The 12,811-nt window shown below is 56.1% G+C and carries 12 protein-coding genes; 3 read left to right on the top strand and 9 right to left on the bottom strand.

The features are described 5' to 3' along the window. Positions 1-5 precede the first annotated feature (5 nt). From KK078_RS08550 to KK078_RS08580, 7 genes are all read right to left on the bottom strand, one after another. Positions 6-320 carry a hypothetical protein gene (locus KK078_RS08550; RefSeq protein WP_254089839.1) on the bottom strand — a complete coding sequence of 105 codons (315 nt, stop codon included), beginning with the start codon at positions 318-320 and terminating at the stop codon, positions 6-8. A gap of 168 nt (positions 321-488) precedes the next feature. After that, a complete protein-coding gene (locus tag KK078_RS08555) occupies positions 489-1,052 on the bottom strand; it encodes a hypothetical protein (RefSeq protein WP_254089840.1) in 564 nt (187 codons plus the stop codon). Between the two features lie 196 nt (positions 1,053-1,248). Then, positions 1,249-1,833: a porin family protein gene (locus tag KK078_RS08560; protein WP_254089841.1), complete on the bottom strand. Its 585-nt coding sequence runs from the start codon at positions 1,831-1,833 to the stop codon at positions 1,249-1,251. A gap of 108 nt (positions 1,834-1,941) precedes the next feature. Beyond that, positions 1,942-3,537 carry a hypothetical protein gene (locus KK078_RS08565; RefSeq protein WP_254089842.1) on the bottom strand — a complete coding sequence of 532 codons (1,596 nt, stop codon included), beginning with the start codon at positions 3,535-3,537 and terminating at the stop codon, positions 1,942-1,944. 126 nt (positions 3,538-3,663) lie between these two features. Then, positions 3,664-3,945 carry a UBP-type zinc finger domain-containing protein gene (locus KK078_RS08570; protein ID WP_254089843.1) on the bottom strand — a complete coding sequence of 94 codons (282 nt, stop codon included), beginning with the start codon at positions 3,943-3,945 and terminating at the stop codon, positions 3,664-3,666. 1 nt (position 3,946) lies between these two features. Beyond that, complete coding sequence (locus KK078_RS08575; protein WP_254089844.1) at positions 3,947-5,608, bottom strand: FAD-dependent oxidoreductase; 1,662 nt, start codon at positions 5,606-5,608, stop codon at positions 3,947-3,949. Positions 5,609-5,629: 21 nt separating this feature from the next. After that, positions 5,630-7,033, bottom strand: a complete 1,404-nt coding sequence (locus KK078_RS08580; protein ID WP_254089845.1) for a sensor histidine kinase — start codon at positions 7,031-7,033, stop codon at positions 5,630-5,632. A 166-nt stretch (positions 7,034-7,199) separates the two neighbouring features. Here KK078_RS08580 and egtB point away from each other — a divergent pair, with 166 nt between their 5' ends. Together egtB and egtD are read left to right on the top strand one after the other, a co-directional pair. Beyond that, complete coding sequence (gene egtB / locus KK078_RS08585) at positions 7,200-8,351, top strand: ergothioneine biosynthesis protein EgtB (protein WP_254089846.1); 1,152 nt, start codon at positions 7,200-7,202, stop codon at positions 8,349-8,351. After that, a complete protein-coding gene (egtD, locus tag KK078_RS08590) occupies positions 8,345-9,310 on the top strand; it encodes an L-histidine N(alpha)-methyltransferase (protein WP_254089847.1) in 966 nt (321 codons plus the stop codon). Before egtB ends, egtD begins: the two co-directional genes overlap by 7 nt. 77 nt (positions 9,311-9,387) lie before the next feature. Here egtD and KK078_RS08595 read toward each other — a convergent pair whose 3' ends face one another. Beyond that, positions 9,388-10,869: a glycine betaine ABC transporter substrate-binding protein gene (locus KK078_RS08595; RefSeq protein ID WP_254089848.1), complete on the bottom strand. Its 1,482-nt coding sequence runs from the start codon at positions 10,867-10,869 to the stop codon at positions 9,388-9,390. Then, entirely contained in the window at positions 10,866-11,585 is a 720-nt protein-coding gene (locus KK078_RS08600) for an ABC transporter ATP-binding protein (RefSeq protein ID WP_254089849.1), read from the bottom strand. Before KK078_RS08600 ends, KK078_RS08595 begins: the two co-directional genes overlap by 4 nt. Positions 11,586-12,040: 455 nt before the next feature. Here KK078_RS08600 and KK078_RS08605 point away from each other — a divergent pair. After that, on the top strand, positions 12,041-12,811 hold a 771-nt coding region (locus KK078_RS08605; RefSeq protein ID WP_254089850.1), incomplete at its 3' end, for an HYR domain-containing protein.

The following is a 12,811-nucleotide window of genomic DNA, read 5'->3' on the forward strand; positions in this document are numbered from 1 at the left end:
AATTCTTACTTTATTTTAACTACTACTTTCTCCGTGCAGCCAGTATGGTCGCTTACGTAAAAATCATAAGAACCCGGCTCGAGGCGCTCGAACTCGAGTTTATCCAGATCTTCCGAAACAAGTTTATGACGTTGATCAAAGGCGACGCAATGATGCGGGCTTACGCCGCCGGCAACCTTGATCTTCACATTGGATTGACGTTTCCCCGGGACAGGCGTGATCTCTGTCTCAATAGAAAGCTTGTCACACCCGGTCGAGTCAGGCAACGACGAAGGCAGATTAATAGTAAGTAACAAGCTTAGCAATACAAGCTTAACCATGATAACATGAATTTATGATCAAAAAATGCTATTATAAATAGTCTTTAAAAAATTATGGTAACCAGATAGTCTTTAAAAGTTAAAGATCATGGTTACACCTATACGCTCAAAAAATCAACTATTCTAAAAAAGTATATTCCTTATTCATGTACCATTTATACCCGGAAACTAAAATTTCCGATTTAATACCTCGCTCATAACGACCGCTTTCTTCCATCCCTCCGGGTCATGGAGATTACCCAGATACTCCTCCATCAAATTGCGCTGCGGTGCCTCCTGAAACGCTTTAAACTTGCCATACGACCCTACGGTCTCCCCCGCCTTCATCGTTTCTTCCAACGACGGCCGTTCAAACGCCTGGCGCTTAGCCTCCTCGTAGGCGTTATACACCTGGTCGCGCTTGCGGTAATCATACTCCTCTTCTTCCAGGCTCTCTTCCTCTTCCGAAAGATCATCGTCGTAGTCAACGTAGTCTGTCTGGGGTGCCGGCGGCGGCGTAACGGGTTTCGGCTCCACGGTCTTGCTTTCCGTGATCTCCTTCAGCAATTCCTCAAATGTGAGCGTTCTCGGACCGGGTGCCGGTTTGCTCGCCGGCTGCTCGTAGCGCTGCACCGGCTTCTCCGGACGCTTGGGGGCCAGGTCCTTCGGCGGTTGCTCCGTTTTTTTCATAAACCGGGCCACCACGTAGATGATGCCGAGAATGATATAGAACCAGACCTGAAAATCTTTCATTATAAATTCAAAAATAACAAAATATTCCGATTTTTAAAGCGTTTAGGGGGGTACCGGCTTGCCGGACATCATCCCCAGCGCCCCGTTTGACACGTATTCGCTTGCCTTTGCTATCCAGGCACCGTCCTCCTTCGCTGGCACAAAAAAACCGACTTCCGGACGACCGGCGCGCTCGAAAAGCTTCTCGAAAAATTTATTACCTGAGTATATAATATCGCAAAGAGACCTGGAATATGCGATTCTGATTCATTTTAAGCTCCTCCACATCCCGGGGCGTGGGGCCTGTCGTGTAGAATGCCTTGGTGTTATAAACGAACCCATGGTAGTACTGTATGGCAATGCCCAAACGGCTTGCCGGCATTACTTCCATGCCTGCCAGCGCGCCAATATCCACACTTTCAAACTCGCCGTAAATGCCCGGACCATCGCCCTTTACTTTGAAGCCAACTTGCGGACCGGCATAGACCGTTGCCCATTCAACCAGTTTGTAATCCAAGGTCACCGGCAGCGCGAGATAGTCCAGGCGATAAGACCTATCGCCGTCCTTAAGCTTCGCCCCCGCCTGCGAATAGCTCAAACCGGTGGACAATCCCCAGGTTGTGTTGAAGCTGTAGCCATAAAAAACGCCCAGGTGGAATCCTATCTTCGACTCCAGTTCATCCGCGAAATAGTTCTTTTCCGCGTGAAGGCTCGATACATTCAGGCCGGCCGCGATGCCGACGCTATGACGACTTTCAGAATTTTGTGCGATCGAAGGACAGGTGGCGGCCAGTAAGCTCATAAACGTTAACGCCACAACTGTTGACGTATGCAAAAATCCGGTCATGCAATGTTTCAATAGGTGAGCGCGCAAGATATCAATAATTCGAAGACAGCCGGGGCAGGTGGATTATAATCCGGGCAACTTTTTTCGGGCACGGCGAAAGACATACTCCACGCCAAAACGCGCACTGATCTTATTCACACCCGGCAATTCCCCTTCGTACTCCAGCCGGTAAAGCCCCAGAATGGCGCCACGCAGATTACGTGTCACGTTAAAGCGCTTACCCAAGCCGAAATAGCTGGCGTACGCATGATCCTGGACCGGCTCTGTGGTACCCGGCATGATCAACGCCGGGTCTATGTGCAGGCCTTCAAACTCACCATGTACAAAAACGCCTTTCCTGACCGCAAAGTCCCCGTAGGCCCGGCCGCCATAGGTCTTTAAGCCGCGCACGAACGTGTCCAAGTCTTTGTCAAACCCCAACCGGTACACAAAACCCACGCCCGTCGTCAGGCGGGGCGACACCCGGTAGCCTGCCTGCAATGCCAGGTCGACCGAGACGTAGTCCCGCTTATACACCTGCCAGGTCATGCCCGGCACCAGCCGCTGGTAGAACTTCTTACCTTCCAGCTCCGTCGATTGCCTGGCAAACAACGCTTTCACTTTTTCCTTACCCGACAGTTTTTGCTTTGCATTCATGAGATCCTGCTGGGCTTTCTGAACTTTGTCGGCATGCCCGGCGATCTGTGCATTCGCTACGCTCTTCGCCTTGCGTTTGATCTCCTCCTGGATCAGCTTCTCATCGCGGTAACGCTGTATCAGCGACTGATATTTAGCCTGCTCGGCAGTCGCTTTTGTCAATTCTTTACTGGCCGCACGCACCGGCTTGATCGCCTGCGCATGCTCCTCGGCTTGCTTTGAAACAGCTTCCGTATCGCCGGCCTTTACTGCCTGTATGTCCTTTTCGTATTTGCCCGCCCCACCCAGCGCATGGTCGATGTCCTTGGTCTTCTCCGTCAGCTGCTGCACTTCTTTCAGCTCGCCGGGCGTCTCAGGAACAGCCTCTGTTACACTTTCTTTCACCTTATCGAAGCCCGGCACATCCACTTTCGGCGTCTCGACGCCCAACGCGTCCGCTCCTTGCCCGGTCACATCCGGCGATAGGCCTTTGCCCATCTCGGGTACCGAAGGCGCCTTGACCGCCGGCAATCCGGGCGTTTCAAGCCCCGGAATAGATGCGTCTGCCGGCACACCCGGCAACTGATTCCCGGGCAACGTGACGTCCTTTCCAACAACCTCTTGTATTTTTGTCTCCGCCTTCTGCTGCAATACAGGCTGCGTCAGGCGCTGCTGCAGGCTGTCGGTCTTATGCTGTACCGACCGCTGCCATTCCGCCGGCTTGTCTGTGATAGCGTCGATCCGTTGCGTAACAGTGTCGCCCGCATGCTGCAGACGGCCCGACGCGGTGTTTGCTTTTTGCTTCAGGGATTGGAGCGTATCGGCGGCGGTTGGGCCCTTCGGCAGCGTATCACGCTGCGCCAACCCCGGGTTTAATGAATCCAGTCCGGCGTCTGTTACCGAGTCGGCTTTTGCGGTTGTCTTTCGCAACAAAGCACGTGCTCTCCCGGTCACACCCGGACCGCCGTCGTGACGCACACTATCCTGTGCGTATAGTGAGGCTACCGCCAGGAGAAAAAACAGTATGGAAAGTATTTTATGCAAACGAATGCCGCTATTCAAGCTAAATCACCATCAACGAGAGGCATAGTGGTAACGGGCAGGTCCGTCATACCATTCTCCAGTCAGGTTAGTACCACAAAAATAACACAAACTCCGCTTATCCCAACACTAATACTCCCGGAATACTTCGTCCTCGTAGCACCACGCCCACCGCTCGCCCGGTTCGGCCGAAATTGCTACCGGGTGCCCCGCGCTGGCCGCATGCTTCGATGCGTGGCGGGCCGGCGACGAGTCGCAGCAAAGCGTCGCACCGCACGTCTGACAGGTGCGCAGGTGCAGCCATTGCCCGCCTGCCTTCACACATTCCTCGCACACGTGGCCTTGCGGGGCCTTGATATCCGTCTCCTTCCAGTTGCGCAAATGATCGCACCAAGCTTGTTCCTTCGCCATATCAGTTTTCGGAAAGGTATTCGTGAATGAATTTGATCGCCATGGCCCCCTCGCCTACCGCCGAGGCTACCCGGTTCATCGCCCCCGACCGCACGTCGCCCGCCGCAAATATGCCCGGGCTACAGGTTTCCAGCAGGTACGGCTCCCGGCCCAGCTTCCACGACTTCTTGAAGTCGTCATACTTGAACAGGTCCCGGCCGGTCTCGATAAATCCTTTGCTGTCCTTGATGATGTCCAGCTCGATCCAGTCCGTGACAGGCCGCGCCCCGATAAAGATAAACAGCGCCACGGCCTTCTCGGTACGCTCCGCGCCCGTCTTAAGATCCTGTAAAGTCACTTCTTCCAGCCGCTCCGAGCCGCCCAGGCGGGTAATGACCGAGCACGGCACCACCTCGATGTTGGGCGTACCCTTGATCTGCTCGATCAGGTAATGCGACATCGACTCCGTCAGCGACGGCCGGCGGATCACGATATATACCTTGCGCGCAAACGTCGACAGATACATCGCCGCCTGCCCCGCCGAGTTTCCGCCTCCGACGACATATACATCTTGCTCTTTACACGCATGTGCTTCCGTCGTGGCTGAGCCATAATACACACCGGCGCCGGTAAACCGCTCTACGTCGGCGGCCTCGAGTGTGCGGTAGTCCACCCCCGTCGTAACAATAATGCTGCGCGTATTGAGCGTACTGCCGTCGCTCAGCGTAATGATCTTATAACCGTCTTTCAACGCAATGTTCACCACCTCCAGCGGCGAGATCACTTCCACCCCAAACCGGGTTGCCTGCGATAACGCCCGCCGCGACAGTTCGGCGCCGCTCAGGCCGTTGGGGAAGCCTAAATAATTCTCGATGCGCGAGCTGGTGCCCGCCTGGCCGCCAGGTGCCCGCTTTTCAATCAGTGCCGTATTCAACCCTTCCGATCCGCCATATACCGCGGCCGCCAGACCCGCCGGCCCCGCTCCGATGATGGTTACGTCGTACATGGGCTTGGTGGCCTTGGCGCGCATGCCGGTCTTCTCGCCGATGTCGCGCGTGCTGGGACTGCGCTGCACCACACCGTCTTCGAAGAATACGGCTGGCAGATCTTTGGTTTCAAGGTTGTTCAACGTCATGAGCTCTTTTGCCTCCGGATTCGCCTCGATGTCCAGCCACTGGTATGGGATCAGGTTGCCGGAAAAGAAATCTTTGATCTCGTGCGAACGCGGCGACCATTGATACCCCACGATCCGGATCCCCTTGAACGGCGGCACGTGTGTGCTCTGCCACTCTTCCAACTGGTCGTTCAGCACCGGGTACAACCGTTCCTCCGGCGGGTCCCATGGCTTCATGAGGTAATAGTCCAGCTGCACCTCGTTGATCGCGCGGATGGCCGCGTCGGTATCCGAATATGCCGTCAGCAAAATGCGCTTAGCCTCGGGGAAATAGTCTTTTGCCTGCCGCAGAAACTCGACGCCCAGCATCTCGGGCATGCGCTGGTCCGACAGAAACATCGCCACCGTCTCGCGTTTGTTGCGCAGGTCGTTTAGCGACGCCAGCGCTTCGTTCGCCGACGGCGTACTCAGGATGCGGTACTCCTTGCCATACACATTCCGCACATCGCGCACAATGGTGCGCAGTACCTGCGCGTCGTCATCAACAATAAAAAGTATTGGTTTTGTCATGTCACGTTAAATCTTGGATCACTACCCGATCGGGAAGCATACACTAAACTCCGTACGGCCGGGAACGCTCTTCACCTCCAGCTTGCCGGCATGCTGGGTGATGATCTGTCGCACCACCTCCAGGCCCATGCCCGTACCCTTGCCTACCGGTTTGGTCGTAAAGAAGGGCTCGAATATTTTGTCCTGGATGTCAGCCGGTATGCCCGGACCGTTGTCAATGATGTATACTACGATCGATTCGCGGCTTCGTTGCGTGCGGATCTCCAAAACATTGCCCGTCCGGCCCTCCATCGCGTCGATGGCGTTGTCGATCAGGTTCGTCCACACCTGGTTCATCGGACCTACAAAGATATTGACCGCCGGCAATCCTTCCTCAAATTCCAGCTTGAGCTGGATCTGGCTGTGCTTGATCTTGTGGTTGAGCAACGTCAGCGTCGTCTGGATCCCCGCGTGAATGTCCACACGCTGTTTCACCGGCGCCTGGTCCATGTGGGTATAGCTCTTGATCGACGATACCAGCGTATTGATGCGGCGCGAAGCCTCCTGAATTTCATTCACCAGCCGTTCCGTGATCAGCACCTGGTTCATCCAGTGGATCACGGGGGGGATATCCGTCGGGCGCAACAGCGAACGCAGCGACTCGAGGTCTTCTTCGATAAAATCAAAATCGGTAAACGTGGCCGCGGCTTCCGCGGAATGGTCCACGCCGTTCCGTTCCAGCCAGTCGGCCAGGGCATCTTCACGCTCCGAGCGCTCCATCATCGACAGGCCGTGCGTGTCGCCATGCCGCGCTTTGAACAACACCAGACCGTTGACGTGGTCTACCACCTCGTCCGACACACAGATCTTGATCACCGCCTTGAGCCGCTCCGGCCCCATGGAAAAATGCCGCTTCAGCTCATGGGCGTTGCGCACCACCGCCGCCGACGGGTTGTTCAGCTCGTGTGCCAGGCCCGCCGAGAGCTTGCCCAGCGCCATGATCTTGTCGTCCTGCTGCTGTTGCCGTGTAAAATCGCGGATGCGATCCATCATCACGTGCACCAGAGCCGTGGTCAGCTCGGGTTGGCCCGCGATCATCTCGGGAAACTTCTCCCGTGGCAGCCGCAGCAGCACCGTGTCGCCCGCCGCATAGGCATCGCCCACCGCCGCTTTCATCCGCGAGTACGGCAACAGGCCGGTGATCTCACCCTTTTCAAACACCCCGAGGTGCTTGACGCCACCCGCCTGCGGAATAAAGATCGACAGGCCGCCCTGTAGCACGACCGTCAGCGCCACGATCTCATCGCCCCTGCTAAAGCACTTCTCTCCATCGGCGTAGGTTTCCAGTACGCCCTGCTCCGCCAACCAGTCCAGCTGCGCCGGCGGCACTTCGGCCAGTTCCGGCACATGTCCCGTTAACTGAGCGGCAATTTCTGCTTTTGTCATCTCCATTTTTTACTCCGTCGATCGTAGACCTCTAATCGTCTGAGGGTCATAAAAGTATGCCGAAATTTCCCGTTTATACAATGATCGGGCACACTATTTTAGCATCTTGCCGAAGCAGATCGCGAACATTTCCGATCTTCTATCGGTTTTTACTTTTTCACCACCCATGCACCAAAGGTTCACCACCGTCCGGCGTCACACAGAAGACATCTGCCAACCGCTGCAAACAGAAGATTATGTCGTACAACCGGTTACGGATGTGAGCCCGCCCAAGTGGCACCTCGCCCACACCACCTGGTTTTGGGAAGAATTTGTGCTGGCCAGGCACCAGCCAGGCTACAAGCGCTTCCACCCGCGCTACGCATTTCTCTTCAACAGCTACTACGACAGTGTCGGCGAGCGGGTGCTGCGCCTGCACCGCGGTAACATGTCGCGCCCTACGGTAGCCGAGATCCTGGAGTATCGCCATTATATTACCGACCAAATGACGCGCTTCCTGGAAAACGTGCCCGACAATCTGCACGGATTGATCGAGATTGGCCTCAACCACGAGCAACAACACCAGGAATTGCTGTATACCGACATCAAATACGTCCTCGGCCACAACCCGCTGTTTCCACCGTACGATCCGGACTTCCGTGAAACGCCGGCCGTAGCAGCAACCCCTGGATTCACCGAGATGCCCGAGGGACGCTACGCCATCGGGCACACCGGTGCCGGTTTTTCGTTCGACAACGAGCACGCCGCGCACGAGCAGTTCCTGCTTCCCTATACTATCAGCAACACGCTTGTAACGAACGCCGAGTATTTGGCGTTCATGACAGATAAGGGCTATGAAACGTCGCAGTGGTGGCACAGCGATGGGTGGGCGTGGGTAAAGGAGCACAACGTGAACAGCCCGCTCTATTGGCACTACATCGACGGCCGCTGGCATCGCTATGCGTTATCGGGACTACAGGAAATCCCGATGGACGAGCCGGTCACCCACATCAGCTGGTACGAGGCTGCCGCGTTCGCGGAATGGAAAGACATGCGTTTGCCCACGGAGTTTGAATGGGAAGCCGCCGCCAGCAAGATCGCCTGGGGCCAGCGTTGGGAGCATACGAACAGTGCCTACCTGGCCTATCCCGGCTACCGCAAGCCGCCCGGCGCGATCGGCGAATACAACGGTAAGTTTATGATCAATCAAATGGTGCTGCGCGGGGCATCGGTGGCGACACCGGCCGGCCACAGCCGCGACACCTATCGTAACTTTTTCCACCCGAGCTTGCAATGGCAGTTCAACGGCATCAGGCTCTGTAAAAAACAAACATGGTAATACTCGAAAAGAACATCGCCCAAATGGCCGCTGCCGTCATGGCAGGACTGGCCCGCAAACCCAAGCAACTCCCCAGCTGGTTGTTTTACGACGAGCAGGGTGACGCTATTTTTCAATCCATCATGCGCATGCCCGAGTATTACCCCACGCGCTGCGAGTATGAGATCTTCCAACGCCAGAAGGAAGCCATCCGCCAGCAATTCACCGTCGCGGGCACACCCTTCCGCCTCGTAGAGCTGGGCGCCGGCGACGGCCTCAAGACCGAGCTGCTGCTCAAACATTTCCTGGATCAGCACACAGACTTCTCGTACTGGCCCACCGACATCTCCCCCAACGTACTGGCCATCCTGCAGGAGCGTTTGGAACATGCGTTGCCGGCACTCTCCGTCAACCCGATCGCCCAACGCCACGAAGACGCACTGCGTACCGTCGCCGCCGACCGTGAGCATCGCCACATCTTTATGTTCCTCGGCGCCAACATTGGCAACTACAGCCTGCTGGAAGCACAGGCCTTTGTCAACAACCTGGCCGGCGCCATGCATGCGGGTGATTTATTATTGATGGGCTTCGACCTCAAAAAAGACCCGCGCGTGATCCAAGCGGCCTACGACGACCCCCACGGCATCACCCGCGCCTTCAACCTCAACCTGCTGACACGCCTCAACCGCGACCTCGGCGCCGACTTCGACCTCGACGCCTTCGAGCATGCCCCCTATTACGACCCCGAAACCGGCGCCGCCAAAAGCTACCTCGTCAGCCTGCGCCACCAGGACGTACACATCGAAGCCACCCACCAGACGATACATTTCGACGCCTGGGAAACCATCCACACCGAAGTCTCCCTCAAGTACGACCTCGCCACCATCGAAACCCTCGCCCGCAAAGCGAACCTGGAGATCGTCCGCCACTTCGCCGACAGCAAAGACTATTTCCGCGACGTACTCTTCCGAAAACCCTGACAAGAACAGAGCGAGTGTGAGAGCGAAGAAAAAACAGAGTGAGCATGTTCGCTCTCGGTCTCACACTCACTCTGTTTTTAATACCGCCGTCTCAAATGTCGCGGCACCAGCCACCACTCCAGCAACTCAAACAACAGCTCTATACCCACTGCAAGCACCGCAGCAGGCACCGCGCCTTGGAGTATCAATGCCGTATTATTCAACGCGAGCCCGGTTACAATAAATTCCCCCAACCCACCGGCGCCAATAAACGCCGCCAGCGTTGCCGTCCCCACATTGATCACCGCCGCCGTACGAATCCCCGTCAGGATCGACGGCATCGCCAACGGCAGCTCCACCAACCGAAGCCGGTTCCACGGCGTCAGCCCGATACCCGCCGCCACCTTTTTCAACGCGGGGTCTACTGTCAAAAGCCCGACCACCGTATTCCGCAGGATCGGCAGCAGCGCATACAGGAACAACGCGATCACCGCCGGCACCAGCCCGATCCCAAACAACGGGATCATCAACGCTAGCAGCGCAATAGAGGGGATCGTCTGTAAAATCCCCGTCAGGTATAGTACGATCTTCGCTGCATACGAGTACCGATACAACACCACTCCTAACGGCAGCGCTATTACCACGGCTGCCAGCAATGCGAGCGCTGTCAACGACAAGTGATCCCACACATGCCGCATAATATCCGCCCAACGAGAAGCCGGCGCATCGGCCTGATCACCGATCAGCTGCTTCTCCCGCAAAAATTCATATGCAATCGTACGAAAGGGTTTCTCTTCAAACAGCGCCTGTGCATTCAATGCCTGCATTTCCGCCGCCGTGATCTTACCGGTAAGCTTCCGCAACTGCTCCTGCGCCTCGGCCGGCAGGCCCGCGCGATAAAACGACACGGCCTCATACGTGGGGAAGAAGCGCTTATTATCCGTTAGCAACCGAAGTCCATACCGTTCAATCTCACCATCGGTAGAATACGCATCCGTCACATCGATCCGCCCCTCCCGCAGCGCCTGGTACGCCAACCCATGCTCCAACCCCACCGGCTGCTGTGGCAGACCGTAGAACGATGCCAACGGCCCCCACCCGTCGCGACGCTTCAGGAACTCATAGCTTACGCCGATTTGAAGATCAATATGTCTTTGCAGATCGGCGATGTCCTTCACGGACAGGCTGTCGGCCTGTTGCGGCCGCATGAGCAGCGCATACGTATTATTAAAACCATACGACGCCGATATCCGCAGCCCGAGCCGCCGTTGCAAAACAGAGTCGATCGTCTTGATGCTTTTCAGTTCCGGCGTTCCCAGGATCTCCGTGGCCAGCGTGCCGGTATATTCCGGATATACATCGATCGCCCCGCTCTTAAGCGCCTCAAAGCTCACCGCCGTACCGCCCAGGTTAAAACGCCGCTCGACAGTAAAGCCACCGTCCTCGAGCATGAGTGATACCATCTCACCCAGGATATACCCTTCATTAAAATGCTTCGCTCCCACCCGCAGCACTTCCTGCGCCGGCGCGACGCGACTTTCCGCGAGCAATATAAGACCGATGAACAACCAGCGCTTCATAGGTGTGCCTGGTATTCTTCCTTCCAACGATCCAGCTCTTCCTTGTTGCCATGCGAGCGAATACGACCGTCATCAATCCATACAAAAGTATCCGCCAGTTGTTTCGCTTCCTCCCAGTCATGCGTCACCAGAATTACCGTGCGCGGCTCCGCCGTCTGCCAGGCCTGAAAGTGGGCATAGATCGCCTGCTTGGTGCCATAGTCCAGGGCCGAGAAAGGCTCATCCATCAACAGGATCGGCGGGTTCAAAAACATCGCCCGGCATACGCTCACACGCTGCTGCTCACCACCCGACAGCTCGTACGGATATTTGTCCGCATACGCCTCGGGCAACTGCGCCATCGCCAGCAACGTGCGCACACGTGCCGACAACACATCCCGCGCCTGACCCTGCACCACGCCGGACAGGCTAATGTTACGCCCCACTGTCATATGCGGAAACAACGCCGCGCTCTGCACCACGTATCCGATCTGGCTGCGCAGCGCATACACCTGCGCATAGTCCAGCGGCTTTCCAAACACCGCCACGGTACCCGCCTTTGGCCTAAGCATACCGTTGACGAGCTCCAGCATGGTAGACTTACCGCTGCCGCTGCGCCCCAATACAGCCGTCACCGCATGCGCGGCAAACGTATAGCTCACATCCCGCAGCAGTGGCGCCGTGTCATAGTCAAACGAAACGTTCTGAAGTTGTATGGGTGATGGGGCTCCCGTCAAAGGTATTATGTTTGGAGACCAAGGTAGTCAAAGTCAGGAGACATTTGCCAATCTAATCACAACTCGCGGTTACCAGCTGCATCCCATTCCATCGTGTACATCCGCTCTGGGATGACATACTCCACCGAGCCAGCCGAAGACTCACGTTCGATGCCCGATAATGAGATCGACATTGTCTCCTATATGTTTCCAGTTATAGGAAATAAGCACAGCGTCGTCTCCCTATATGGTACTATAGATGCGTATCAAACCTTCGCCGGCCTTGATCTATATCAACAGAATTTTAAAAAAAATCTGTAATCCCTATGAAAATCACTAACTTAGCGGTCACGTTCCAACCATTACGCTTAGTTCACGCTTTCGGGCGCTTTTTTGCTAAGATGAAGGTTAGTGGACGAAAAATGATCATATCAGAGGTGCCTTTCACGGCTTTGGGCGGATTTACATGCTGAAATATGCTATCGGTTGACTTTGTAAGAAGGCAAAAAGCGCTCTTCCTGGGGGTGTTGCTGGTCTTGCTGAGCGTACTCAGCGGAAAGCAGGCCTTTGGACAGGGTTGCAGCTGCCCGCCCGTCAATACCTGTGGTTGCAACGTAGGGCTTACAAAACTTACCGTGCGGTTCACCGGCCTGCTCGGCCTGACGGTCAGTGTACGCGACGACGGCGGAACTATTTATGGCGGCTTGCTGCTGTTACCGGGCAGTACATTCCAGATCGAGAGCTCGGCGGGCCCGGGCATGCCCTTCGTGGGCGACCGTGTAATCATCCGCACAACACTGCTGGTACTGGCCGACATCAGCACGTCGTGTTCCAACCCTGTAAAGATCGGTACCACCTTTGGCGACTTTATAGTGACCGGAGGCGAGAGTGTAGGCGGTTTGCCCATTTGCTGTCTGAATATGGAAAGCACGCCGCCCAGTTTTACCAGTTGCCCTTCCAACATCAACGTAAATGCCAGTACCACGGCCTGCGGCGCCAATGTGAGCTGGACAGCGCCGGCAGTTACCGATAATTGTGCCGTCGCCAGCGTGGTATCCGATCATGCTCCGGGCGATTTCTTCCCGGTCGGCACGACTCCCGTCAAATATACCGCGACGGACAACTACGGCAACACCGCCAATTGTACCTTTAACGTCACCGTCAACGACGTCACGCCCCCCGTATTGGCCGGGTGCCCCACCGATTTTTCGGTCTCCACAGATCCCCTGTCGTGCACCGCCGTAGTG

Origin of the sequence: Dawidia soli, from assembly GCF_018598185.1 — a bacterium.
Classification (GTDB): Bacteria; Bacteroidota; Bacteroidia; order Cytophagales; family Cyclobacteriaceae; genus Ohtaekwangia; species Ohtaekwangia soli.